We start from the raw sequence: 23,903 nt of genomic DNA, 5'->3' as shown, positions 1-23,903 counted from the left end.
GTCAGGACGCGCCGGTTTTTTCTTCAGCTTGTTCTTCGTCGACAACCGGCTCGGGTTCCGGCAAAGGCATCACCGATTCGAGCGTGCGCAGTCCGGCTGCAAGCGCCCGCTTCTCGGAGGGCGACAGCCGCTTGACCCAATACTCCGCGCGCGAAGCAGCAGACCGATCCGTCAATTCGAACGACGCCAGCACCTGCACCGGCTTGCGCGAACGCGTATAACGCGCGCCTTCGCCACTCACGTGTTTGTCGAAGCGCGCCTGCACGTCGACGGCGATGCCGGTATAGACGCTGCCGTCCGAGCATTCGAGCAGATAAAGAAACCAGGCCATGAATGCGCTTCAGCCTTTGAACGGATTGTGTTCGCGCAGCTCGTCCACATACGCGTGGATGCTGTTCTTTTCGTTGTCGAGAAAGTGGCCGACCGCGTCGGCGAAAGCAGGATGCGCGAGCCAGTGCGCCGAACGCGTGACCGTGGGCAGGAAGCCGCGGGCCATCTTGTGCTCGCCCTGGGCGCCGCCTTCGAACGCGCCGAGGTTTTCCTCGATGCAGAATTCGAGCGGCTGGTAATACGCGGTTTCGAAGTGCAGGCACGGCACGTGTTCGAGCGCGCCCCAGTAGCGGCCATACAACGTGCCGCCGGTTTTCGCGTCGCGCTGATACACCACCAGCGAACTCGCGATCGGCTTGCCTTCGTATTCGGCGATCACGAGCAGCAGATTCTCCGGCATCGACGCGCCGATCATGCGGAAGAAATCGAGGTTCAGATACGGACTCGAAAAGTGCTCGCGGTACGTCTGCCGATAACATTTGCTGAAGAAGCGCCAGTCCGCGTCCTGAATGTCCTCGCCGCGAATCCGGCGCATCGTCACGCCGGCCTCGTGCACTTTACGACGCTCGGCGCGTATGTTCTTGCGCTTCTTCTGTTCGAGCGTGGAGAGGAAATCGTCGAAGTCGCGATAGCCGTCATTCAGCCAATGAAACTGCACGCCTTCGCGTTGCATCATGCCCATGTCGGTCAGCGCTGTCGCTTCCGTTTCGGTGGGAAACAGCACGTGCAGCGACGACACGTCGGCCTGCTCGGCGAACGCCATCAGCGTCGCGGCCAGGTGCCTGAGCGCATGCGTATCGGCCGACAACAGCCGGTTGCCTTGCACCGGCGTGAACGGCACCGCGCACAGCAGCTTCGGGTAATACGGCAAACCGTTGCGCTTGTAGGCGTCGGCCCAGGCCCAGTCGAACACGTACTCGCCGTATGAGTGCCCCTTTAGATACACGGGTGCGGCGGCCACGAGCTTGTCCGTGCGCGGGTCCGTCAGCGTGACGAATTGCGGCGCCCAGCCGGTATCGGCGACCGCGCAACGGGTCGCATGCAAGGCGCTCAAAAACTCATGCCGCAGAAACGGCGTGGGCTGCGACTGCTGCGCGAGCAGGGCATTCCATTCCGCGGCGTCCACCTCGAAGGGCGACGCCAGAATGCCCGTGCGATAATCAAAGCGTTCCTGGTTCAATCTGTGTGACTGTTCCCAATGAGCGGCGCGGCGCGCTAGTGGTAGATCAGGCGCCACGCCGTTCGTTTATCCGATTTGTCCATTCCGTCGAGCTAACCAGCCGCGGTACTCGCAAGCCACGTCGGCTTGCCTGTCGATCCTGCCATGAAGACCCGAATCGCTCTTGCTCAAATCAATGTCACCGTCGGCGACTTCGCCGGCAACGTCGCGAAAATCGTCGCTGCCGCGCGTGCCGCGCACAACGATGGTGCGAAGCTGCTGATCGCGCCTGAACTCGCGCTGTCCGGCTATCCGCCCGAAGATCTGCTGCTGCGTCCCGCGTTCTATGCGGCGAGCGCGGCGGCGCTGGCCGACCTCGCCACGCAACTGAAGCCGTTCGCCGGCCTGCATGTGATCGTCGGCCATCCGCTGCGCGACATCACGCATAACGCGGCGCACGGCCATGGTAATGCAAACGCGCCGATCGAGCGCGGCGTGCCGCCGGTCGATACGTTCAACGCGGCCTCGCTGATCGTCGACGGAGAAGTGCGCGGCACGTATCGCAAGCAGGATTTGCCGAACACCGAGGTGTTCGACGAGAAACGCTACTTCGCGTCGGATCCGCAGCCGTTCGTGTTCGAACTCGATGGCGTGAAGTACGGCGTGGTGATCTGCGAGGACGCGTGGCATGCGTCGGCTGCGCAAATGGCGAAGGCGGCGGGCGCGCAAGTTGTGCTGATTCCGAACGGCTCGCCGTATCACCTGAACAAGGAAGCGGTGCGCTTCGACATTCTGCGCGCGCGGATTCGCGAGACCGGACTGCCGATGGTCTACGTGAACATGGTCGGCGCGCAGGACGAACTGGTGTTCGACGGCGGCTCGTTCGTGCTCGACGCGCAGGGCGAACTGGTCGCGAAGATGGCGCAGTTCGAGGAAGCGACCGCGATCGTCGAATTCGAAGACGGCAAGCCGCTGCGCGCGCCGATCGCGCCGGAGCAGTCGATCGAAGCGCAGGTTTACGCCGCGCTCGTGATGGGCGTGCGCGACTACATCAACAAGAACGGTTTCCCGGGCGCGCTGATCGGCCTGTCGGGCGGCGTGGATTCGGCGCTGGTACTGGCCGTCGCATGCGACGCGCTCGGCGCGGACCGCGTGCGCGCGGTGATGATGCCGTCGCGCTATACGGCGGACATTTCCACCACGGACGCCGCCGAAATGGCGCGCCGCGTCGGCGTGCGCTACGACGAAATCGCGATCGCGCCGATGTTCGACGCGTTCCGCAGCTCGCTCGCCGAAGAGTTCGCCGGCCGCGCCGAAGACGCCACCGAAGAAAACATTCAGGCGCGCATTCGCGGCACCTTGCTGATGGCGCTGTCGAACAAGTTCGGCTCGATCGTGCTGACCACCGGCAACAAGAGCGAAATGGCCGTGGGCTACTGCACGTTATACGGCGACATGGCCGGCGGCTTCGCGGTCATCAAGGACATTGCGAAAACGCTCGTTTACCGGCTGTGCCACTACCGCAACCAGGCTAGCACCTTCGACAAGCAGGACGTCATTCCCGAGCGGATTCTGACGCGCGCGCCGTCGGCGGAACTGCGCGAGAACCAGACCGATCAGGACAGCTTGCCGGAATACGACGTACTCGACGCGATCATGCGCATGTACATGGAAGAGGACCGCTCGCTCGCCGAAATCGTCGCGGCGGGCTATGCGGTCGACGACGTCAAACGCGTCACGCGCCTCATCAAGATCAACGAATACAAGCGGCGTCAGGCGCCGATCGGCATTCGCGTCACGCATCGCGCGTTCGGGCGCGACTGGCGTTATCCGATCACGTCGCGCTACACCGAACCGGTGGAATGAGCTTTAAGCGAACCTCTGCGGACTTACCCGTAGCACGCGCCGGATTGCCGCAATGCATCCGGCGCGGCGTAGAATAAAAATCATCCCTTTCCTTTTCACTCTTCCAGACACGAGACGAGGTTCGCCATGAAGCGCATCACCGCAGTCATCAAACCGTTCAAACTCGACGAAGTGCGCGAGGCGCTCGCTGAAGTCGGCCTCACCGGGCTGACCGTGACCGAGGTCAAAGGCTTTGGCCGCCAGAAAGGCCACACCGAGCTCTATCGTGGTGCAGAGTACGTGGTCGACTTTCTGCCGAAAGTGAAGATCGAAGTGGTGGTGGCGGACAACCAGTGCGACCAGGTGATCGATGCGATCATCGGCGCGGCACGCACCGGCAAGATCGGCGACGGCAAGATTTTCGTCGCGGACGTGGAGCGCGTGATCCGCATTCGTACCGGCGAAGAAAACGAAGCAGCGGTTTGACGCAGCTGAGTTTGTTGTCTTAAAGCAGGAACCGAGCGGCGGAATGTGCCAACCGTAGTCCGCTGTACGACATCAGCCATGAATGCACCGCGCCGGTGCGCTCAGGCAGTGGCGAAACCGCGCGCTCAAATAAAAAACGGTGCGATACCCTTTCGGACATCGCACCGATACGCGCCTCTCGCAGCAGCGTGAAAAAGATTCTCTTGAAGAACTCTTGACTACACCCCGAAGGAAATCCCTTCGGGGAACACCGTTCGATTAGAACGAGTGTTGAATACCTGCGTACACGCCAGTCTGGCTATGACCCGGCAGCGGGTTGTCCGTGGCGGTCGACGTACCTGCATTGTTTGCATTCAGGCCGTAGTTAGCCGTCTTGCTGTTTTGCGTCGTTGCGACCTGGATGTCCAGCAGCGTGCGCTTGGACAGGTTGTACGAGCCGCCGACCGTGTAGATCGTCGCGTTGCCTGCGCCATTGTTGCCGTTCACGTGGTAGACCGCTGCAATCAGCGCCGCAGCCGGCGTTGCTTGCCACGTCACACCGCCCCATTCGTGATCCAGAGTTGTCGGCTGGCCCGGCAGAACGCCCTGGGCACCTGCCGAACGGACGGCTTGGTAAGCCGCCTGAATCTTGAACTGGCCGAGGAACACGTTCACGAGAGCCGAGTATTCACGCGATGCCGCGAATACGCCGTTGCCGATGTTGCCCGGGTTGACCGTGCTTGCGTTCGGGCCGTACAGGACGCCGTTAGCCGGGTTGCGGATTTCGTCGTACAGACCGCGAATCTGGAACAGCGAGCTCGTGTAGGTGATCTGCGCGCCAGCTTCGCGACCTTGAGCGGTCGTGCCGTTGCCGTTCCAGCTCGTTGCATTCGACAGCGCGTATTGACCGTAGAAGTCAAAGCCCGCGATCTTCGGCGACTGGTACGCGAAGTTGTTGCTCGATTGCGGCCAGTTGCGGCCACGCACCAGCGACGCCGACGACCAGTTCGATTGACCGAACGGGTCGAAGTCCCACACGCCGTTCGAGATGTACAGCATGCGGCCCATCGTGAACGTACCGTACTGGTCGTTCGACAGGCCAACAGTTGCCCAACGATTGAAGAGACCGCCGCCGCCAGGGCCTGCACCCGTCATGGTGTTGAAGGAGCCTTCCAACTGGAACAGGACCTTGTTGCCACCACCGATGTCCTCAACGCCCTTCAAGCCCCACAGGCTGGTACCCCAGTCACCGCTTTCCGCGCGCCAACGGTTCGTGCTGCCCGTTGCCGAGCCAGCTGCGTTCGAGCCTTGCGGAACGCCCGTCATGTATTCGATACCGGCGTCAAGGCGGCCGTACAGCGTCACGCTGCTTTGGGCGTGCGCAACAACACCGGCTGTCATCAGCGCAGCGGCGAGCAAAGCTTTCTTCATCTTCTCCTCCATACCCTGTCAAAAAGTGAAACCCAGTACTGCGAATGGTGCTCGGCCGCGATTGCGCCGAACAGAAATCGGTACCAGGGAGATTAGCGGGTGGATTGGGTCTCCTGCCGTGACGTGTAGCCTTGGGGCTATCTGGTCGCCATGCCGATCCCTCGCCGACCGGTTCTCCTCTGTGCTTTGAAGTGAAACTACTTTTAATGAACTTTGTTTTGCTACTTTGGTTACTAATTTATCAAAAATACCCTGAACTGGGAGAAGAAATTAGTACCTGCCTTGATCGATGTCTCCAAATTGCAATAACAATGTGCGCGACGACCTGCTGCAAGCGCTTCGAAAAACGCGGAAACCCTTACGTGACAAGGGAATCACGGATCGGCGAGGGTAAGGTTAAGGATTGCCACTATTGACGCTTGAAATGCGGCAGAGTAGGGCGAAACAGCGGGGGTGGACGGCTCGCGGAGAGCGGTTTTGGCGGAGGAAATCGCCGGAATGCACAGGTGAGCGAAACAAAAAAGGCGCTAGAAAGCGCCTTGTAATACTACTTTGACTACAACCCAAATAGCGGGCTGCGTTTAAGTCATTATTTGAGCCTCTATTTAAGGCTGCCGGAGAGGAACTGCTTGAGCCGGTCGCTCTTCGTGTTCCTGAATACTTCGTCCGGGTGGCCTTCTTCTTCCACCCGGCCTTGATGCAGAAACATCACGTGATTCGACACGTTGCGCGCGAAGGCCATTTCGTGCGTGACGACGATCATCGTGCGGCCTTCTTCGGCGAGCGTCTGCATGACCTTGAGCACTTCGCCGACCAACTCGGGGTCGAGCGCGGAAGTGGGTTCGTCGAACAGCATCACATCGGGATGCATGGCCAGCGCGCGGGCAATCGCCACACGCTGCTGCTGGCCGCCCGACAGATGCGACGGATACTGTTTCTCCAGACGTGGCGCGAGCCCGACCTTTTCCAGATATTCGCGTGCGCGGTCTTCGGCTTCCTTGCGCTTCAGACCCAGCACGTTGACCGGCGCCTCGATGATGTTTTCGAGCACGTTCATGTGCGACCACAGGTTGAAGTGCTGGAACACCATCGACAGCCTCGTGCGCACCCGCTGCAGTTGCTTCGGGTCCGACACGCGCAGCGCGCCGTTCTTGCCGATCTGCGTGCGCACTTCTTCACCGTCGACGAAGATGCGTCCCGAGTTCGGCTGTTCGAGAAAGTTAATACAGCGAAGCATCGTGCTCTTGCCCGAGCCGGACGAGCCGATCACGCTGATCACGTCGCCGGCGTTGGCCTTGAGCGACACGCCCTTGAGCACTTCGTTGTCGCCATACTGTTTGTGAAGCTCGTCGACGAATAGCTTCTGCTTCTTGGTGGTCATCAGGATCCTTGGGCGTGCTTACTTGCTGAGGGCGCCGTGCCTCGGGTTACTTGCCTTGCGGCCGCAGGTAAGCGAGCCAGCGGCGCTCGGCGCGGCGGAACAGCCACACGAGCGCGAAAGAAATGCACAGATAGAGCAGGGCGGCAATGCCGAACGCGTTGAACGACTGATACGTCGCGGAGTTCACATCGCGCGCGATCTTGAGGATGTCCGGCACGGTCGCGGTAAACGCGACGGTGGTGGCGTGCAGCATCAGGATCACTTCATTGCTGTAGTAGGGCAGCGCGCGGCGCAGGGCCGACGGCAGAATCACGCGCCGGTACAGCGTGAACGACGACATGCCGTATGCGCGCGCCGCTTCGATCTCGCCGTACGGCGTCGCCTTGATCGCGCCGGCGAAAATCTCGGTGGTGTATGCGCAGGTGTTCAGCGTGAAAGCGAGCAGCGTGCAATGCATGCCGTCGCGGAAGAACGCATTGGTGAGTTCGTGATTGCGAATGATCTCGAGACTGTACAAGCCGGTGTAGCAGAGCAGTAGTTGCACATACAACGGCGTGCCGCGGAAGATGTACGTATACAACCACACCAGCGTGGAGAGCCACTTCTTCTTCGACACGCGGGCCACCGCGAGCGGAATCGACAGACAGAAGCCGAGCCCGATCGACACCACCAGCAGCCACAGCGTGATCGCGACGCCGGTGATGCGGTAGCCGTCGGTGTACAGATAATTGCGCCAGTATTCCTGAATGATCTCGATCATAGATCCGCCTTTCGCACGCCGGTCGAGTAACGCTTTTCGAGGTACATCAGCACGAAGTTGGACACTGTGGTGATGACGAGATAGATCGCCCCCGCGAACAGGGTGAAGAAGAAGAACCGCAACGTGCCCTTGCCCGCGTCCTGCGAAGCCTTGACCACGTCGGCGAGACCGATGATCGACACCAGCGCGGTGGCCTTGACCATCACCTGCCAGTTGTTGCCGATGCCGGGCAGCGCGAAGCGCATCATCTGCGGGAACATCACGCGGGAAAACACCTGCCAGCCGGTCATGCCGTATGCAGCGCCGGCTTCGAGCTGGCCGCGCGGCACCGCGAGAAACGCGCCGCGGAAGGTCTCGGTGAAGTACGCGCCGTAGATGAAGCCGAGCACCGCGACGCCGGCTACGAAAGGATCGATGTCGATCTGGTCCCAGCCAAGCAGGTCGGTCAGGTTATTCAGCCAGATCTGGATGCTATAGAACAGCAGCAGCATCAGCACCAGGTCGGGCACGCCGCGCACGAGTGTGGTGTAGACCGTGCCGACGCCGTAGGAGAAACGGTTTTTCGACAGCTTCGCCGCCGCGCCGAGCAGGCCCAGCACGAAAGCGAACGCCAGCGACAACACCGCCAGTTTGACGGTCTGCCAGGTGCCGTTGAGGAGCAGCGGGCCGTAGCCTTGAAGGAACATAGGGGGTCCTTGACGATGTGTTTGCGACACACCGCGAAAGACGCGGCCAACTCTGCGCCGCGTTTGCCGCGAGCTTGGGGCTCGCTGTGATCTGCGGCGCACAGCGCACCGCTGTGCAAATCATGACTGCATGACCGTTGCCGGTCTTGCAGCGCGCTTTTCGACTCTTGTTGTGAAACTGCGGGTAAATCTACTGCCGACTGTATTACGAAGCCTCGCGAAAGCCCATGCGGGCGAGCCCCGAGTTTCGTGCGTGCTGCGTGTGTTTCCTCGATTCAGCGTCTGGACTTAATTGGCCGTCGCTATTCTAGGCGGTCAAAATTGTCGCGCCGCCCCGGGCTTGCGGCTTCGGAGCGCGACGCGTCCATTCGATGCAATGAGACAGTCCGACGCGGGTCTGAAACCGGCCGCCGACCCATCGCGGCCCGCCATGCCGGACCCGCCGATGCTCGTTCGGCGCCAACGCGATCGCGAAAAGGGCGGTATTTTACCCGAACAGGGACGAGGCGCCAGTCCGGGACGCCGTCGGCGGCAAACTGGCGTGCGCGGCCGTTGTGCGAGCGCGACGTTATCGCGTTCGTTCACCACGCCTGATTGCGCGGATTTATGAAACGATCCGGTGCACCCGCGCGGATTGTTTAGTGGAGGTCGTGCCCATACATTCCCGGCATCACTGTTTACTCACCAGGAGTCCTTCCATGTTCGAGATTCGCCGCTCCGAAGAACGCGGTCACGCCAACCACGGCTGGCTCGACTCGTATCACAGCTTCTCGTTTGCCGACTATCGCGATCCTCAGCACGTGCATTTCGGCCCGCTGCGGGTCATCAACGAAGACCGTATCGCCGGCGGCGAGGGCTTCGGCACGCACGGCCATCGCGACATGGAAATCGTCACCTATGTGCTCGAAGGCGCGCTGGCTCACCGCGACAGCATGGGCAACGGCTCGACAATCCGTCCCGGCGACGTGCAGCGCATGAGCGCGGGGACCGGCGTGCAGCACAGCGAGTTCAACGCGTCGCAGGACGAGTCCGCGCATCTGCTGCAGATCTGGGTGATTCCGCAGCGCGCGGGCGACCAGCCGAGCTACGAGGAAAAGCGTTTCGACGCCGCCGACAAGCGCGGCCGCCTGCGCGTGGTCGCTTCGCCCGACGGCCGCGACGGTTCGGTGACGATCCATGCGGACGCGTCGATTTACGCGGCGCTGATCGATGGCGAAGAAACGGCGACGTTCGCGCTGCCCAAAGGACGCCTCGCGTATGTGCACGTGGCGCGCGGCGCGCTGACGGTGAACGGCGAAGCGCTCCATGCAGGGGACGCCGCCAAGCTCAGCGACACGGATACGGTTACCCTGGAGAAGGGCGAGAACGCTGAAGTGCTGCTGTTCGATCTGGGGCAGCTCAACGGCTAAGCCGTTATCCCCCCGTGGGGCTTTCACTGAAGGAATAGTTGAAGGCGCAACGAGCACGCCTCACGCATGCATCACGGTAGTCCGCGCGCACCGCGCCGCGCTGTAGTCAAGAAACGCCACGGAGGGCAAGCCTCCGTGGCGTTTTCGCATTCAGCAGCACAGACGGCCGACGGCCGCGCGAGCCGTCTGCGCATCCACACCGAGCCGCTTACTGATTGGCCGCCGGCGCCGAAGCCGCACCCTTGCGCTGCTCCCAGTGCTCGCGCATCTTTTCATGACGCGACTCCATCTTCGCAAAGCGCTGTTTGAGCGCCGTGCTGACGGTGGTCTTTTGCTGGTCGTTCAGGCCGTTGTAGAACTTGAGCCACGCATCCGATGTTTGCTGACGCAGTTGTGCATCCTTTTGTTCGACCTGCTGGTGCGTGGCGGCCATGGCGTTCAGATCCAGGATCGGCTGCTGCTGCGCGGCCTTGAACTGGTTCTTGATCTGCTCATGGTTGGCGCGCATGGCTTCGTGGTTCTGCTTCATGGTGTCGAGCGCGGCCTGCCACTGCTTTTCCTGATCCGCGTTCAGCTTCAGCTGATCGTGGAGCTGCGTCAGTTCCTTCATGAAGTGGCCGTGCCAGCCGGCAGGGCCGCCATGGTCGGCGGTGGGTTGTGCGGCATAGGCAGCGCCCGCGCCGATGGCGAGAGCAGTGGCGGCGACGGCGAGAACGCGCGAGATCTTTTTGGTAGACATGTGAGACTCCCTGTAATGGAATAGCCGACGATGCAACCGGTTAAAGTGGACGGCGTGCATTCGGTAAGACAGAGCGTAGAGAACTGCGCAGGTCGCTGTGTTACGTGGCAGGATGCGGCTGTTACGGGGGATTACGCACAGCTTTCACAGTAACACCCGGTAACCCTTGGGGTCGGTTTGAAATCCAAAACCCTTCCTGCCGCGCGTTAAACTTCATCCCATGGCTACTCAAATACTTGTTGTCGACGACGACGTCGAATTGCGCGATCTGCTCCGCGACTATCTGGCCCGCCAGGGCATCGAGGTTTCGGTGCTGCACGACGCGGGCTCGCTCGAGCGCCGGCTCGAACGCGAGCGTCCGGATTTGATCGTGCTCGACCTGATGATGCCGGGCGTCGACGGGCTCACCGCTTTGCGCAAGCTGCGCGCGTCGGGCGACGACATCCCCGTGATCATGCTCACGGCGCGGGCGGACGACGTCGACCGGATCGTCGGGCTGGAACTCGGCGCCGACGACTACCTCGGCAAGCCGTTCAATCCGCGCGAGCTGCTGGCGCGCGTGCAGGCCGTGCTGCGCCGGCGCCGCACGCTGCCGTCGGCGGCGGCGCCGGAACAGCGCGAGCCGTTCAACTTCGGCCGTTTCAAGCTCGACTTCCAGTCGCGCACGCTGCATCTGGAAGACAAGCCGCTCACGTTGTCGGGCAGCGAATTCGCGCTGCTGAAGATTTTCGTCAATCACCCCATGCGCACGCTCACGCGCGAGCGCCTGCTCGAACTGCTGCACGGTCCGGAATACGACGGCACCGACCGCGGTATCGACGTGCAGGTCTGGCGTCTGCGCCGCATTCTCGAAACCGACCCGTCCACGCCGCGCTTCATTCAAACGGTGCGCGGCCGCGGCTACGTGTTCGTGCCCGACGGCGAACAGAATGCGCCGGCCCATTGATTCGCTGTTCGGGCGGCTAGCGCTGCTGGTCGTCGCCGTGCTGCTGCTGTCGCATTTCGCGTGGTACGCGCTCATGCGCCTCGAGCGCAGTCAGCTGCAAACACGCTACGCGGTCGAGGAAGCCACCTTCCTCGTCGACGCGGTGCGTCAGCACGTCGCCCGAACGCCGGATCAGCCCTTGCCGTCGCGCGTCAAACTGGTCGACCCGGCGAGCCCGGAAGTGCCGGCGGAGGTCGCGGACATGCCGCCGCCGCTCGAACGTTTCGTCGAAGACGTGCGCGATCGCATGCCGTCTGGCACGCAGGTGCGCATCGGCCAGCCGGGCCGCCCGCCCACGCTATGGGTGCGCGCGCCCACCGACCGCAGCTGGATCGTCGTGCCGGTGCAGCCGTTGCGCACGCCGCGCTCGCTCGACCGCACGGTGCTGTGGCTTGCCATCATTTTCTCGTTCGCGGTGATGGCGGCGCTGTTCGCCGCCTGGGCGCTGCAGCAGCCATTGCGCTCGCTCGCCCAGGCGGTGGCGCGTTTCGGCCGCGGTCAGCCGGTGCCGCCGGTGCCGGAGCGCGGGCCGCGCGAGTTGCGTCAACTCACGCACGGTTTTAATCAGATGGTCCAGGAAGTGGCGCGCACGGAGAACGACCGCGCGGTGATGCTGGCGGGCGTGGCGCACGATCTGAAAACGCCGCTCGCGCGTTTGCGGCTGCGCGCCGAAATGATGGACGAAGCGAAGATGCGCGACGGCGTGGTGCGCGACGTCGATTCCATGACGCATATCGTCGAGCAGTTTCTGGTGTTCGCCCACGACGGCGCCGATCGCAGCGAGGCGGTCGAAGTGGACGCGCAGTGCGAGCGGATCGTGCGCAGTTATCGCGCGGTGGCCTCCGGTACACCCAACGTGCAGACCGAACTCAACGCGGGGCCGGCGTTCCTGCTGCCGGCCGCCACACTAGACCGGATTCTGTCGAATCTGCTCGACAACGCGCATGCATACGGCGCGCCGCCGGTCGTCGTCGCCACGGCGCGTACCGCGGAAGGCTTTACTTTGTCGGTGAGCGACAACGGCAGCGGTATCGCGGCCCAGGATCTGATCAATGCGAGCCGGCCGTTCGTACGGCTCGATCCGGCGCGCGGCGGCAACGGCCATAGCGGCCTCGGGCTTGCCATTGTCGAACGGCTGGTGCGGCGTGCCGGTGGCGAGTGGGAGATCGGCAACCACGGCGGTCGTGGGTTGCGAGTCTTGATGAGCTTTCCGCTCGAAGTGTTGCCGCGGGCCGCGGCAACTTCGGAGAATGCCTGGGGTTAATCGGTGCGCGGCGCGGGCTCGGCAGTCCGTGCCGCGTCTTGAGATCCGGGCGCAATATCCAAAAGGCGCCGCCGGAAACCGGCGTGCTAATCCGAAAACAACGTATTCAGCGCATTCGCCGCGTCGCTATCCACCGTATTCCACGTGACCGTTTCCGCTTCGAAAATATAGTGGGTGGTGTATTTGCCGAGACGTGCCAGGATTTCCTCCTGAATCAGTTCCGGCGCGACGGCCAGTTTCAGATACCACGCGGTGGACGACAGGCGCGTCTGGAACGCGCCGTATTCAGCCAGCAGATGGTCGAACGCGTCAGCATCCTGATCGCGGCAGACGATGACCAAATTTCCCTTCATGCGAATCTCCCGTTAAAGCGGTAGCGGCAACCTCGATATCAGGGTTGATGATACCTGCTTCGTCGGAGATGCCCGAGGTCGCGTCTTGCCTTGCGTCAGATAGCGGACTGATTGAGCAGCCGGTGTCCGGCTTCTGCCGGACGCATCACCAGACGTTGGCCATTGTGCGGGTAGGCGGCGCGGTGTCGTCGGGCGGCAAGGCCTCGGTGCGGTCGCGGCCGCCCGATTTCGCCGCGTAAAGCGCCATGTCGGCGCGGCTCATGATCCGCTCGGGCAGATCGTCGGGCGAGAGTTCGGTAATGCCGATGCTCACGCTCAAGCCCACCGAAGGCGGCAACTTCGGCGAAGGTATCGCTTTCAGGCGCAGCCGCAAGCGTTCGACGACTTCGTGGCCGCCGGCCAGGTCCGTGGCCGGCAGCAGCAGACCGAACTCCTCGCCGCCCAGGCGGCCGATCGCGTCGGCGCCGCGCAGTTCGGCGCGGCAGGTATCGACGAAATGTTCGAGCGCGCGGTCGCCGGCGGCATGGCCGAAGCGGTCGTTGATCTGCTTGAAGTGGTCGAGGTCGGCGATCGCCATGCACAACGGTTCGTTGCCCGCATGCGCGCGTTCGATCTCGTGGCGCAGCAGGTCGAGAAAGTAGCGCCGCGACAGCGCGCCGGTCAGCGCGTCGTGGCGCGCCTCGGCCGACAGCAGCGTGTTGGCGGATTGCAATTGTTCAGCGAGATCGCGCGTGGCGCGATGGTGGCGCCGCTCGCGCACATACGACACCGTGATCACCCACGCCAGCGCGACCGTGCCGGCTAGCGTCAGAAATACCAGCAAATGATCGCGCTTGTGATTGCGCAGCAGTTCCGGCCAGGCCACGAGCGGATCGACCAGATGCGCCGACAGTCCCGAGTTCAGGCCGCCGCGCGTCTGATAGAGCGACGGCATGGGTCGCTCGGGCATGCCGAATAGTTGCCCGGCCACGGCGGACGGCACCCACGGCGCCTGTTCGCGTACTTGCGAGTCCACGCTGATCTGGATGTCGGGAATCGTGTCGCGCAAATAAGTGATCTTGCGCTCGGCCGGCGTCATGTGCGTGACGCGCGAGTTCGGCAGTGCGCGGCCTTCGAGCTCGCTGTTGTGCGCCATGATGATGACGCCGTTGTCGTCGGCGACGAAGGTGCCGGCGTGCGCGACCCAGTGGCGCAGCCGCGCGATGCCGACCTTCGCGACGACTACGCCGACCAGCAGGCCGTCCGCGTATGCGGGCGCGGCAATGAAGATGCCGGGCTCGCCGCTCGAGCGGCCGACGCCATAGGCTTCGGAGAACGCGCCGAGCAGCGCGCTCGTCAGATAGCCGCGCACCCGCATGTCGGTGCCGACGAAAGAGCGCTCGGCCGCGAGCGGATTGTCGATGGAGTTGCTCGAGGCGACGCAGACGCCGTTGGCGTTGACGAGCCAGATCTGGTCGAGCCCGGAGAAGCCTTGCGCGTCGTGCAGGAAGTTGCTCACGGCGCTCATCTGCGCGTCTTTGAGCAAGGCGGCGCGCAGGACGGGTTCCGTCACTCCACTCTTCACGGCATAATTCTGGGATTGCACCAGAGCGCGCTGGACCACGTCCATTTCGGCCATGGTGGCAGGGATGGCGCGAGACATCGCAAGGTCGCTGGCGATCACCTCCGCCATGTTGTCCACGACCGAGGTGGACATCTGCCGCTGCGCACGCAGGGCTGCGTCCAGCTCTTGCTGTACCATCCGGTCCGCAACCATGCCGGCCACGAACCAGCAAACCAGGACGATCAGCATGAAGCTGACCGGTCCGGCTGCCTGGCGCAAGGTTGTCCTGTTCATCGACCCTCTGATCCGTCTGGCTGTGGCATGCAACTAGCTCATTCGTGGCAGCGCGCTCGCGCGGTTTCACCGCTGTGGAAGCGGTCGGCAATACGCCGTCGCTGTGGCCCGGGATAAACCGATAACAGGCGTCGTCTTCTGATTTTAACCGTCATGGGGCCAGACGCCACCGTTATTGCGGGAATGCGAAGTGCGACCACCGCGTCCATCGGGTTCTTAACGGCAGCCCGGCCGGATTCTTGACGGTTGTTCGGGTTTGTCCGGTGAGTTTCAGGCCATCGAGGCAGCCCCGCGACGGTCGACGATGTGGCCGGTGCGCCACGATAAAAGATCGGCAGCAGGGTCGGCGCATGCTGACCTAAAGGGCGGTGAAAGCAGGTTCTCCGCTATTTATCGCTATTTGCCGCGAAAGGTTGTGCCTGAAACATAGGATAGTGTAGTGTCGTGCCGTCCAAAACAAGGAAAGCTCGCCAGCCCTTACGGGCGGCGCCTGCGGCGACAGGAGTCTGGCTTGACGGTTGAGGTCCTGGGCGGTTCGTCCACGACGCATTCGTCACCGGTTCACGTGTCTCCAACGCTAACGATTTACCGCGCATACGCGTTTTGCCATGCCTGATTTCCGCTTTCCGGACCGACCTTCAGATCGCCGCGCCGAAGCCGCGGCCTCCTTGCCGTGCTTGAACGCCTGGTTCGGCGGGGAGGGTTTCTGATGGACTTCAGCTTCAATCTGAAGCGCACCGCCAATGCATCGGCATGGCGGGTGCTGCCCAATCGCTGGGACTTCGTCGCCTTCCCGCTGATCATCTGTGTGATCGCCATGGCGGCGATCGGCTTTCACGAGACCTTGGCGCCCATGTCGACGCTCAAGACCCAAGCCATCTCGCTCGATCCGGCGAACCTGCCTGAATATGCGATGCGCACCACGCTGCGCATGCTCGCGGCCATGGTCGCCTCGCTGATCTTCACGCTGGTGTATGGCACGCTGGCCGCCAAGAGCCGCCGCGCCGGCCTGGTGCTGGTGCCGATTCTCGACATCCTGCAGTCGGTGCCGGTGCTGGGCTACATTTCGTTTACGGTCACCTTCTTCCTGGCGCTGTTTCCAGGCCGGGTGCTCGGCGCCGAACTCGCGGCGATCTTCGCCATCTTCACGAGCCAGGCGTGGAACATGACGTTCAGCTTCTATCAGTCGCTGCGCACGGTGCCGCGCGATCTGGACGAAGTCTCGCGCGGCTTTCACCTGACTTCATGGCAGCGCTTCTGGAAGCTGGAAGTCCCGTTCTCGATGCCGGGCCTCATCTGGAACATGATGATGTCGATGTCGGGTGGCTGGTTCTTCGTGGTCGCCTCGGAGGCGATCACGGTCGGCAACAGAACGATCATCCTGCCGGGTATCGGCGCCTATCTCGCGCAGGCGATCTCGGACAAGAACCTGCACGCGATCGGCTGGGTGATCCTCGCCATGACGGTCGTGATTCTCGCCTACGACCAGTTCCTGTTCCGCCCGCTCGTCGCGTGGGCCGACAAGTTCCGCATGGAAAACACCAGTTCGGGCGACGCGCCGGAATCGTGGCTGCTCGATCTGATTCGCCGCACCCGTCTGATCCACCGCTTGCTGGTGCCGCTCGGCTGGATGTTCGCCAAGGCCGCGCGCGTGCCGTTCCGGCTGCCGGCGTTCCAGGGGCCGCGCTTCCAGATTCCGCAGATGCAGAAGAGTTCGCGCGTCGGCGATATCGTGTGGGCAGCGCTGGTGCTGCTCACGACCGTCTACGTGGTGTATCGCGTCGTGGTCTATGTGCGCACCGGCGTGTCGCTGGACGAAGTGTGGCACGTGTTCGTGCTCGGACTGATCACGCTGCTGCGGGTGGTGGTGCTGATCGCGATCGCCTCCGTGATCTGGGTGCCGGTGGGTGTGCTGATCGGCTTGCGCCCGGCGCTTGCCGAGAAGATCCAGCCGCTCGCGCAGTTCCTCGCCGCGTTCCCGGCCAATCTGCTATTCCCGGTGTTCGTGATCGCGATCGTGCGCTTCCATCTGAACCCGGACATCTGGCTGTCGCCGCTGATCGTGCTCGGCACGCAGTGGTATATCCTGTTCAACGTGATTGCCGGCGCGACCTCGTATCCGAACGACTATCGCGAGGCGGCCAAGAATTTCCACATTCGCGGCTGGCAGTGGTGGCGCCAGGCGATTCTGCCGGGCATTTTCCCGTACTACGTCACGGGCGCGATCACTGCGTCGGGCGGCGCGTGGAATGCGAGCATCGTCGCGGAATTCGTGCAGTGGGGCGACACCAAGGTGGCCGCCCACGGACTCGGCGCCTATATCGCGCAGTCCACCGCCGCGGGCGATTATCCGAAGATCATCGTGGGTATCGCCGTGATGTCCCTGTTCGTGACGCTGTTCAACCGCCTGCTGTGGCGTCCGATGTACGCCTACGCCGAAGCCAAGCTCCGGCTCGATTGAAGAAATAAAGGCAAAACGCGATGCAAAATCCTAAAGCTGCTATGACCGCCGCGCCGATCCAGATTCCGCCGAAGCCGCCGCGCCTCGGCGAAGAGATCCTGCGCGTCAAGGACGTGTGCCGCGGGTTCAACAAGTCGCAGGGCGAACTGCTCGTCCTCGACGACGCAAACCTGTCGCTGCGCGAAGGCGAGATCGTGGGGTTGCTGGGCCGTTCGGGCTCGGGCAAGTCGACGCTGTTGCGCATCATCGCCGGTCTGATCGAGCCGACCGACGGCGAAGTCACCTATATGGGCAAGCCGCTCGACGGCCCCGCCAAGGGTGTCGCGATGGTGTTCCAGACGTTCGCGCTGTTCCCCTGGCTGACCGTGCTGCAAAACGTGGAAGCGGGTCTCGAAGCGCAAGGCGTCGGCGCGAGCGAACGGCGTACGCGCGCGCTGGCGGCGATCGACCTGATCGGTCTGGACGGTTTCGAAAACGCCTATCCGCGCGAGCTGTCGGGCGGTATGCGCCAGCGCGTCGGATTTGCCCGCGCGCTGGTGGTCGATCCCACGCTGCTGCTGATGGACGAGCCGTTTTCCGCGCTCGACGTGCTGACCGCCGAAACGCTGCGTACCGACCTGCTCGATCTGTGGACGCAAGGCCGCATGCCGATCAAGGCCGTGCTGATCGTCACGCACAACATCGAGGAAGCGGTGTTCATGTGCGATCGCATTCTGGTGTTGTCGTCGAATCCGGGCCGCGTGATCGCCGAGATCAAGGTGCCGTTCAAGCATCCGCGCAACCGTCTCGATCCGGCGTTCCGCAAGCTGGTGGACGACATCTACGCGAAGATGACCGCGCGTCAGACCGACGAAAAGACCCGGAAGGGGCTCGAGCTGCACAGCTGGCTGCCGCATGTGTCGACCAACCTGATGGCCGGTCTGATCGAGACGCTGGCCGCCGCGCCTTACCACGGCCGCGCGGACATGCCGGAAATCGCTCGCTCGCTGCACCTCGAGGTCGACGATCTGTTCCCGGTCGCTGAAGTGCTGCAGCATCTCGGTTTCGCGGATATCCGCGAAGGCGACATTTTCCTGACGCCGCCGGCGCGCGTGTTCTCCGAGTTCGGCACTCAGGAACGCAAGATGATGTTCGCCGAACATCTGCTGCGTCACGTGCCCCTCGCCGCGCGAATCAAGACGGTGCTCAATGAACGGCCGGGGCATCGCGCGCCGCGCGTGCGCTTCGAGCAGGAGCTGGAGGATTTTCTGTCGGACAGCGCCGCGGAAGAGACGCTCGACGCGGTCATCAACTGGGGCCGTTATGGCGAGATCTTCTCGTACAACGACCAGACCGAAATCTTCAGTCTGGAAGACGTGGAGTCTTGAGCGCGTCCGCGTTGCGCGTTTGAGTGGATCAAGACGCGTGAGGCCGGTTCGAAGCAAAAACGGCAGGGGCGACCCTGCCGTTTTTTCATTGCGGTGCCGTTATTGCAGACTGCCCCAGCGCGTGACGGCCGGTTCCGCGGACGCCCACTTCCAGCCCTTTTCCTGCTGACACGCGCTCGCCGTATACCAGTCCTCATGCGCGGTCGGTCCGTCGCCGTCCTGTACCGAGAAGACGAATTCCTTGCAGAGCGCGAGGGCCGAGCCGAACGCGCGCGTCACGCGCACCTGGCCGTGGCCATTCTCGATCGGCAACGTGTGCTTGACCGCCCACGGCCGTGTCTCGCCGACCGGCATGGCGCCCGCCAACGCGGCGATCATGTTCTGCTGATCGGTGTGCATGACGCGCATGTAGTGGCCGACGGCCTCGTCGGTTGCAGCCTGCACGGCAATGCCGACACCGATGGCAATGGCCGGATTGGATGTCACCAGCCCGGACGCGACGCCCGCTGCCGCGCCGCTCGCCGCGCCGACCGACGAGCAGCCGCTCGTCAGCACACTTGCGCCGACGCACAGCGCGCCGGCCAGCACCAGCCGCAGCCGGCTGCCGGACCAGGCGGCGAGGCGAGGGCGGCGCGCTGTGAAGGCAGCCGTTTGCGAACGCGCCGTCATTGCAACGCGCCCCAACGTTCGGTAGCGGGTTCGGCCGACGCCCATTTCCAGTTGTCGCCGTCGCGGCAAATCGAAGCTACGTAAAACGCGCTGCTTGCCGGCACGTTCTTGGTGGCCGTCTGATCGACCGAGAAGACGATTTCCTTGCAGTCGAGCGCGCCCGCGCTGATCGTGCGGCTGACAGTAACGCGGCCGTGCTCGTCGTCTTCGATCGGCATCGAGTGGGTCACACTCCACGGGGCGATTGCGCCGACGTCGAGCGGCCCGGCGATTTTGGCGATGCCGTCCTGGGTATTCTTGTGAACCACGCGTTCCGAGTACTGGACACCCGCACGCGCCGCGGCCACTGCGCCGAGACCGATGCCGGTCGCGACGGCCGCGTTGCTGGTGACTTTCGCCGCGAGCGCGGCGCCTGCGATACCGGCGCCGGCGGTCGCGCCTTCCGAATAGAGCGAGCTACAGCCGCTCAGCGCCGACGAGATCACCACAGCTAGAGCGACGAGCGCCGTTGCATTGGGACGTCCGCGCCCGGCTGTTCTTTTTGCCCATTCGGCCCACACCATACTTTTTTGCATTTCCCTGTCTCTGCTCCTGCAAGTGCCTTTCATCCGCGCTCGACAACCGTTACGCGAACGAGCAACACGCGTTCCCCACCTAGCAATGCGTGTGCCGCATTTTGCAGGATGCTATTTGTAATTGGCAGAGGGAAAATGCAAGCAATTGCAAAAGATGGTGCGAGACAAAGGGGTTTCTGTTTGGGCAGAACCCATTTTGATTGGCGGTGCGAACGGATTTGACTTGCTTTTCAAGGCGCACGAAGCGCGCTTTCTTGCAGCGGTTGGCCAGCCGTTGAAGTCCGCGCGCAGCCAATCAATCCGGCACGCGAGGCACGCACTCACGCCGCTTCACTCCATGAGTGCCGCGGCATAAGTTTATTGGTCGGGGTCTTCTTCGGCGCGTTCGTCGCCGTAAGCGCTCAAGCGGTTGTACAAGGTTTTCAGACTCACGCCGAGCGCTTTGGCCGCGCGCCGTTTGTCGCCGCCGCAATATTTGAGCGTGCCGAGAATGATCTGCTTTTGCGCGTCGGCGAGCGGCGTGCCGATCCATACGCTCATCGCGTCGCCCTGCGTCGTCGGCTTTTTCACGCGCGACGCGAGATGCGGGTGCGGCAACTCCACGATCTTTTCCGCAAGAATGAATGCGCGATAGACCGCGTTCTTCAACTCGCGCACGTTGCCCGGCCATGACCAGGTGCGCAGCGTTTCAATCGAGCGCTTGCTGAAACTTTTGCTCGTGCCTTCCTGCTGATTCAGCAGCGCGAGGAAGTGTTGCGCGAGCAGTTCGCGGTCGTTCTCGCGCTCGCGCAGCGGCGGCGCGCGCAGCGGAAATACCGCGAGCCGGTACATGAGGTCTTCACGCAGACCGTTTTCCTTGACGGCCACCGCGGGGTCGCGATTGGTCGCGGCGATCACGCGCACGTTGCCGCTGATCAGGTCATTGCCGCCGACCCGATAGAAGGTGCCGGTTTCCAGCGCACGCAGCAGCTTGACCTGACGGACCGGCGCCATCTCGGTAATTTCGTCGAGGAACAGCGTGCCGCCGTTCGCGTGTTCAAAGTAGCCGACGCGGCCCTGGACGGCGCCCGTGAAGCTGCCTTTCTCGTGGCCGAACAGTTCGGCCTCGATGAGTTCGTCGGGAATCGCGCCGCAATTCACCGCGACGAACGGTGCATCCTTGCGGTTGCTTTGATCGTGAATCGTGCGGGCGATCAGTTCCTTGCCGGTGCCCGATTCGCCGATGATCAACGCGGTCGCGTCAGTGCCCGCGACGCGCTCGATCTGCTGGTATAGATCCAGCATCACCGGCGACGAGCCATACAGCAAGCCGTACGATTTGAGTCCCACGATGCCGTCCGCGACGCGCTGCTTCGCCATTGCCGAAGCATTGCCTCCGCCGGTGACGGTGGGCGAGGCGAGGTCGATTGACGCCATAAACGGGGGTCCTGTGCAAATGAATGTGTTGTTACGGCGCGCAGGCCTGGAACGAGATTAACCAGCGAGGCCGCTATCTCTCAAACATTGATTTAACCACTTTGGCACCGTTTTCGGCAAACGATCTGAGGGTTGGAAAACTGCATGGACGTCCGATCGGTCGAAAGTGCCCCACTTGGGGTTTGCTTGCTACGAGCAAGGCGAAATTACCGGGCACGGCGTTTGCGCGACCGATCCGACACGCGTGTGCTTTTTCATGCGATCGCATGGCATATGTTGTGCTACGGCGGCGATCGGCATTCGCCAATTTGCAGCGTTATGCGCACTCGCCGGAACGCACACGCAACGCCGAACTCAGACCAGGAGTGAATGATGACTGACACCACGCAACAGCTTGCACTCGGCGGCCAGAAGATTGTCGAGGATCTGCGAGTGCTGCTGAAGGACTCGGAAGAAATGCTGCGCCTTGCCGCCAATGTGCCGGGCGAAGGCGTCGGCGTGTTGCGCGACAAACTCGGCACGCATGTCGAGACGCTGCAATCGGCGCTTGGCGACGCACAGCAGAATGCGCAACGGCGTTATCGAGCCGCCACCATCAATACCGAACGCTACGTGCGGCACAACCCGTGGCGTTCGATCGGCATTGCCGCGGGCGTCGGCTTTGTACTCGGCGTGCTCACCGCGCGCTAAGGCGCTTCCCAGTTTTAATCCGCTTCATGACGACAAGGAGTTCACGATGGCACGACCCAAGATCGGCATCTTCGGCGCACTGATGGCGCTCGGCGGCTTTCTGGCAGTGCGCTACGTGCAGCAGCGCAACCGCGCCGCGCAAGTCCCGGTGGCGCGCGAGTTGAATCGTTGGGAAAACGAGGGCGGTACGGTCGCGGCGCCGACCGCCAATCAGGCAACTACGGCGGGTAGCGCAAGCCCGAGCGCGCATGGCGCCAACGGCTCCGCTTACCCGAACGGCAACGGCGGCCCTTGGCCGTTCCCGCGTAGTTGAGCCACTTGTCCGCACTGCATCGCCGGCTCGCCGCAAGGACGGGCGGCGCCCGGTATGCATCGCTAATTTGTCTCCGTAAAGCCGTATAATAGGTAAATAAACAACAATGACGGTTTGGGCAGGCGGGTTTGCCCTCATATTGTTGCAAGATTGAATCAAGTCGTCCGGCTTGGCACGTTGGGTTGGAGTTGGTGGGTGCTCACATTAGCGCCCGCGGCAACGGCCAGGCGACAGGTCGGCGGCACGCATTTCAACATGCGCCTTTGCATGTTTTCCCACACCCACGCTTGCAGGCTTTCGAGACGCGATGCCACATGTACTGATTGTCGATGACGATGCCGGTACCCGCGAGGCACTTTCCGCCATCATCGGGGAAGACGGCCTGACCACCGCCACCGCGGGCGATTTGCGCGAAGCGCGCATTCAACTGGTCCGGCAGATGCCGGACGTCGTTTTTACGGACCTGAAGCTGCCGGACGGCAGCGGGGTCGACCTGTTCGAAGATCTGGATCCGCGCTCCGGCGTGGAAGTGATCGTGATTACCGGCCATGCCACGGTGGAGTCGGCCGTCAACGCGCTAAAGATGGGCGCGACCGATTATCTGGTCAAGCCGATCAACATGCAGCGCGTCAAGGCGATTCTTTCGCGCTTGCCGCGCGCCGGCGACCTGAAGGCGGAAATCGGCACGTTGCGCGGGGAACTGCGCCGCATGGGCCGCTTCGGCCTGATGCTCGGCAATTCGCCGGCCATGCAGGAGGTGTACGACCAGATCGGCCGCGTCGCGCCGACGGCGGCCTCGGTCATGCTGGTGGGCGAGTCGGGCACCGGCAAGGAAGTCGCCGCGCAGACGCTGCACCAGCTCAGCTTGCGTCGCAAGCACGCGTTCCTTGCGGTTAACTGCGGCGCGATTTCGCCGAACCTGATCGAATCGGAAATGTTCGGCCACGAGCGCGGCTCGTTCACCGGCGCGGATCGTCAGCACAAGGGCTATTTCGAGCGCGCGAACGGCGGCACGCTGTTCCTCGACGAAATCACCGAGATGCCGATCGAGTTGCAGGTGAAGTTGTTGCGCGTGCTGGAAACCGGCATGTTCATGCGGGTCGGCACGACCAAGGAAATCGAAACGGACGTGCGCCTGATTGCGGCGACCAACCGCGATCCCGAGCAGGCCGTGCTGGAAGGCAAGCTTCGGCTCGACTTGTACCACCGGTTGAACGTGTTTCCGATCAGCCTGCCGCCGTTGCGCGAGCGGGGCAAGGACGTGGAGCTGCTGGCCCAGGCTTTCCTCGACGAACTCAACGAACGCCACAGCACGAAGAAGCATTTCCCCGCAGCCGTGAAGGACATGCTGATGTCCTATCCGTGGCCGGGCAATGTGCGCGAATTGAAGAATTACGTGCAGCGCGCGCACATCATGTCCGGTGCGGATTCGGACAGCACGGCAACGGTGCCGCTGCAGATCACGCTGTCGAAGCCCGCGGCCGGTACGGCGATCACGATTCCATTCGGCACGTCGCTCGCCGAAGCGGATCGTCAACTGATCCTGGCCACGCTTGAGCAGTGCGGCGGCGTGAAGACGCGAGCCGCCGAGATTCTCGGCATCAGCTTGAAGACGCTGTATAACCGCCTCGTCGAATACGGCAACGACGCACGTGAGGACGGCGACGCCGCCGACGAGTCGCGCGCACTGGGCGGCGCGGACGCTTAACGCGGCCAGCGCTGCTGGCACACCCGGCGCAGCCAGCCGGGGGCGCAACCGTAACGGCAC

22 protein-coding genes are annotated in these 23,903 nt (G+C 62.9%); 10 read left to right on the top strand and 12 right to left on the bottom strand.

What is annotated here, in order from left to right; all coding sequences use genetic code 11:
* Position 1 precedes the first annotated feature (1 nt).
* Together B0G82_RS01250 and B0G82_RS01245 are read right to left on the bottom strand one after the other, a co-directional pair.
* Entirely contained in the window at positions 2–331 is a 330-nt protein-coding gene (locus B0G82_RS01250; protein ID WP_121306417.1) for a GIY-YIG nuclease family protein, read from the bottom strand.
* 9 nt (positions 332–340) lie between these two features.
* Positions 341–1,510, bottom strand: a complete 1,170-nt coding sequence (locus tag B0G82_RS01245; protein ID WP_121306416.1) for a GNAT family N-acetyltransferase — start codon at positions 1,508–1,510, stop codon at positions 341–343.
* Between the two features lie 144 nt (positions 1,511–1,654).
* On the opposite strand from B0G82_RS01245, the gene B0G82_RS01240 reads away from it, so the two are divergent.
* Together B0G82_RS01240 and glnK are read left to right on the top strand one after the other, a co-directional pair.
* The gene (locus B0G82_RS01240; protein ID WP_121306415.1) at positions 1,655–3,355 is read left to right on the top strand and encodes an NAD+ synthase; all 1,701 of its coding nucleotides are present in this window, start codon (positions 1,655–1,657) and stop codon (positions 3,353–3,355) included.
* A 126-nt stretch (positions 3,356–3,481) separates the two neighbouring features.
* The gene (glnK, locus tag B0G82_RS01235) at positions 3,482–3,820 is read left to right on the top strand and encodes a P-II family nitrogen regulator (RefSeq protein WP_006048444.1); all 339 of its coding nucleotides are present in this window, start codon (positions 3,482–3,484) and stop codon (positions 3,818–3,820) included.
* 258 nt (positions 3,821–4,078) lie between these two features.
* Here the strand turns inward: glnK and B0G82_RS01230 are convergent, their stop codons facing one another.
* The 4 genes from B0G82_RS01230 to hisQ form a co-directional block, all read right to left on the bottom strand.
* A complete protein-coding gene (locus B0G82_RS01230; protein ID WP_106280029.1) occupies positions 4,079–5,230 on the bottom strand; it encodes a porin in 1,152 nt (383 codons plus the stop codon).
* A gap of 601 nt (positions 5,231–5,831) precedes the next feature.
* A complete protein-coding gene (locus tag B0G82_RS01225; protein ID WP_106280031.1) occupies positions 5,832–6,611 on the bottom strand; it encodes an ATP-binding cassette domain-containing protein in 780 nt (259 codons plus the stop codon).
* 46 nt (positions 6,612–6,657) lie between these two features.
* Entirely contained in the window at positions 6,658–7,371 is a 714-nt protein-coding gene (locus B0G82_RS01220; protein ID WP_106280033.1) for an ABC transporter permease, read from the bottom strand.
* The gene (gene hisQ / locus B0G82_RS01215; RefSeq protein ID WP_106280035.1) at positions 7,368–8,057 is read right to left on the bottom strand and encodes a histidine ABC transporter permease HisQ; all 690 of its coding nucleotides are present in this window, start codon (positions 8,055–8,057) and stop codon (positions 7,368–7,370) included. Before hisQ ends, B0G82_RS01220 begins: the two co-directional genes overlap by 4 nt.
* A 698-nt stretch (positions 8,058–8,755) precedes the next feature.
* Between hisQ and B0G82_RS01210 the strand changes: the two genes are divergently transcribed.
* Positions 8,756–9,466 (top strand): pirin family protein, encoded by a 711-nt coding sequence (locus tag B0G82_RS01210; RefSeq protein ID WP_121306414.1) that lies wholly within the window; start codon positions 8,756–8,758, stop codon positions 9,464–9,466.
* A gap of 208 nt (positions 9,467–9,674) precedes the next feature.
* Here the strand turns inward: B0G82_RS01210 and B0G82_RS01205 are convergent, their stop codons facing one another.
* Positions 9,675–10,205: a periplasmic heavy metal sensor gene (locus B0G82_RS01205; protein WP_121306413.1), complete on the bottom strand. Its 531-nt coding sequence runs from the start codon at positions 10,203–10,205 to the stop codon at positions 9,675–9,677.
* Positions 10,206–10,425: 220 nt separating this feature from the next.
* Here B0G82_RS01205 and B0G82_RS01200 point away from each other — a divergent pair, with 220 nt between their 5' ends.
* Entirely contained in the window at positions 10,426–11,151 is a 726-nt protein-coding gene (locus B0G82_RS01200; RefSeq protein WP_106280040.1) for a response regulator, read from the top strand.
* Positions 11,135–12,454 carry an ATP-binding protein gene (locus B0G82_RS01195; protein WP_121306412.1) on the top strand — a complete coding sequence of 440 codons (1,320 nt, stop codon included), beginning with the start codon at positions 11,135–11,137 and terminating at the stop codon, positions 12,452–12,454. The genes B0G82_RS01200 and B0G82_RS01195 overlap by 17 nt, the downstream gene beginning before the upstream one ends.
* 86 nt (positions 12,455–12,540) lie before the next feature.
* Here B0G82_RS01195 and B0G82_RS01190 read toward each other — a convergent pair whose 3' ends face one another.
* Entirely contained in the window at positions 12,541–12,807 is a 267-nt protein-coding gene (locus B0G82_RS01190; protein ID WP_074763386.1) for a hypothetical protein, read from the bottom strand.
* Positions 12,808–12,952: 145 nt separating this feature from the next.
* On the bottom strand, positions 12,953–14,644 hold the full coding sequence (locus B0G82_RS01185) for a sensor domain-containing diguanylate cyclase (RefSeq protein WP_121306411.1): 1,692 nt from the start codon (positions 14,642–14,644) through the stop codon (positions 12,953–12,955).
* Positions 14,645–15,353: 709 nt separating this feature from the next.
* Here B0G82_RS01185 and B0G82_RS01180 point away from each other — a divergent pair.
* Both B0G82_RS01180 and B0G82_RS01175 read left to right on the top strand, forming a co-directional pair.
* The gene (locus tag B0G82_RS01180) at positions 15,354–17,105 is read left to right on the top strand and encodes an ABC transporter permease subunit (RefSeq protein WP_121306410.1); all 1,752 of its coding nucleotides are present in this window, start codon (positions 15,354–15,356) and stop codon (positions 17,103–17,105) included.
* A gap of 20 nt (positions 17,106–17,125) precedes the next feature.
* The gene (locus tag B0G82_RS01175; RefSeq protein ID WP_106280048.1) at positions 17,126–18,472 is read left to right on the top strand and encodes a nitrate/sulfonate/bicarbonate ABC transporter ATP-binding protein; all 1,347 of its coding nucleotides are present in this window, start codon (positions 17,126–17,128) and stop codon (positions 18,470–18,472) included.
* Between the two features lie 99 nt (positions 18,473–18,571).
* On the opposite strand, the gene B0G82_RS01170 is transcribed toward B0G82_RS01175, so the two are convergent.
* The 3 genes from B0G82_RS01170 to B0G82_RS01155 form a co-directional block, all read right to left on the bottom strand.
* On the bottom strand, positions 18,572–19,141 hold the full coding sequence (locus B0G82_RS01170) for a hypothetical protein (protein ID WP_241974430.1): 570 nt from the start codon (positions 19,139–19,141) through the stop codon (positions 18,572–18,574).
* Entirely contained in the window at positions 19,138–19,716 is a 579-nt protein-coding gene (locus B0G82_RS01165; RefSeq protein ID WP_106280051.1) for a hypothetical protein, read from the bottom strand. The genes B0G82_RS01170 and B0G82_RS01165 overlap by 4 nt, the downstream gene beginning before the upstream one ends.
* Positions 19,717–20,073: 357 nt before the next feature.
* Complete coding sequence (locus B0G82_RS01155) at positions 20,074–21,132, bottom strand: sigma-54 dependent transcriptional regulator (RefSeq protein WP_121306408.1); 1,059 nt, start codon at positions 21,130–21,132, stop codon at positions 20,074–20,076.
* 372 nt (positions 21,133–21,504) lie between these two features.
* Between B0G82_RS01155 and B0G82_RS01150 the strand changes: the two genes are divergently transcribed.
* From B0G82_RS01150 to B0G82_RS01140, 3 genes are all read left to right on the top strand, one after another.
* Entirely contained in the window at positions 21,505–21,822 is a 318-nt protein-coding gene (locus tag B0G82_RS01150; RefSeq protein ID WP_116142547.1) for a DUF883 family protein, read from the top strand.
* A gap of 46 nt (positions 21,823–21,868) precedes the next feature.
* Complete coding sequence (locus tag B0G82_RS01145; protein WP_121306407.1) at positions 21,869–22,135, top strand: hypothetical protein; 267 nt, start codon at positions 21,869–21,871, stop codon at positions 22,133–22,135.
* A gap of 307 nt (positions 22,136–22,442) precedes the next feature.
* Positions 22,443–23,843, top strand: a complete 1,401-nt coding sequence (locus B0G82_RS01140; RefSeq protein WP_012432176.1) for a sigma-54 dependent transcriptional regulator — start codon at positions 22,443–22,445, stop codon at positions 23,841–23,843.
* The last annotated feature ends 60 nt before the right edge of the window (positions 23,844–23,903 follow it).

The organism is Paraburkholderia sp. BL17N1 (genome assembly GCF_003634175.1).
Lineage (GTDB): Bacteria > Pseudomonadota > Gammaproteobacteria > Burkholderiales > Burkholderiaceae > Paraburkholderia.
The sequence above is the reverse complement of the archived record's forward strand: the minus strand, read 5'-3'. Positions and strand labels throughout refer to the sequence as shown.

Excerpts from the sequence above, each read along its gene's own strand:
- B0G82_RS01140 (WP_012432176.1), top strand. The coding sequence starts at position 22,443 with ATGCCACATGTACTGATTGTCGATGACGATGCCGGTACCCGCGAGGCA.
- B0G82_RS01205 (WP_121306413.1), bottom strand. The coding sequence starts at position 10,205 with ATGTCTACCAAAAAGATCTCGCGCGTTCTCGCCGTCGCCGCCACTGCT.
- B0G82_RS01185 (WP_121306411.1), bottom strand. The coding sequence starts at position 14,644 with ATGAACAGGACAACCTTGCGCCAGGCAGCCGGACCGGTCAGCTTCATG.
- B0G82_RS01220 (WP_106280033.1), bottom strand. The coding sequence starts at position 7,371 with ATGATCGAGATCATTCAGGAATACTGGCGCAATTATCTGTACACCGAC.
- B0G82_RS01195 (WP_121306412.1), top strand. The coding sequence starts at position 11,135 with ATGCGCCGGCCCATTGATTCGCTGTTCGGGCGGCTAGCGCTGCTGGTC.
- B0G82_RS01250 (WP_121306417.1), bottom strand. The coding sequence starts at position 331 with ATGGCCTGGTTTCTTTATCTGCTCGAATGCTCGGACGGCAGCGTCTAT.
- B0G82_RS01240 (WP_121306415.1), top strand. The coding sequence starts at position 1,655 with ATGAAGACCCGAATCGCTCTTGCTCAAATCAATGTCACCGTCGGCGAC.
- B0G82_RS01150 (WP_116142547.1), top strand. The coding sequence starts at position 21,505 with ATGACTGACACCACGCAACAGCTTGCACTCGGCGGCCAGAAGATTGTC.
- B0G82_RS01180 (WP_121306410.1), top strand. The coding sequence starts at position 15,354 with ATGGACTTCAGCTTCAATCTGAAGCGCACCGCCAATGCATCGGCATGG.
- B0G82_RS01230 (WP_106280029.1), bottom strand. The coding sequence starts at position 5,230 with ATGAAGAAAGCTTTGCTCGCCGCTGCGCTGATGACAGCCGGTGTTGTT.
- B0G82_RS01225 (WP_106280031.1), bottom strand. The coding sequence starts at position 6,611 with ATGACCACCAAGAAGCAGAAGCTATTCGTCGACGAGCTTCACAAACAG.
- glnK (WP_006048444.1), top strand. The coding sequence starts at position 3,482 with ATGAAGCGCATCACCGCAGTCATCAAACCGTTCAAACTCGACGAAGTG.
- B0G82_RS01165 (WP_106280051.1), bottom strand. The coding sequence starts at position 19,716 with ATGCAAAAAAGTATGGTGTGGGCCGAATGGGCAAAAAGAACAGCCGGG.
- B0G82_RS01175 (WP_106280048.1), top strand. The coding sequence starts at position 17,126 with ATGCAAAATCCTAAAGCTGCTATGACCGCCGCGCCGATCCAGATTCCG.
- B0G82_RS01210 (WP_121306414.1), top strand. The coding sequence starts at position 8,756 with ATGTTCGAGATTCGCCGCTCCGAAGAACGCGGTCACGCCAACCACGGC.
- B0G82_RS01170 (WP_241974430.1), bottom strand. The coding sequence starts at position 19,141 with ATGACGGCGCGTTCGCAAACGGCTGCCTTCACAGCGCGCCGCCCTCGC.
- hisQ (WP_106280035.1), bottom strand. The coding sequence starts at position 8,057 with ATGTTCCTTCAAGGCTACGGCCCGCTGCTCCTCAACGGCACCTGGCAG.
- B0G82_RS01145 (WP_121306407.1), top strand. The coding sequence starts at position 21,869 with ATGGCACGACCCAAGATCGGCATCTTCGGCGCACTGATGGCGCTCGGC.
- B0G82_RS01155 (WP_121306408.1), bottom strand. The coding sequence starts at position 21,132 with ATGGCGTCAATCGACCTCGCCTCGCCCACCGTCACCGGCGGAGGCAAT.
- B0G82_RS01200 (WP_106280040.1), top strand. The coding sequence starts at position 10,426 with ATGGCTACTCAAATACTTGTTGTCGACGACGACGTCGAATTGCGCGAT.
- B0G82_RS01190 (WP_074763386.1), bottom strand. The coding sequence starts at position 12,807 with ATGAAGGGAAATTTGGTCATCGTCTGCCGCGATCAGGATGCTGACGCG.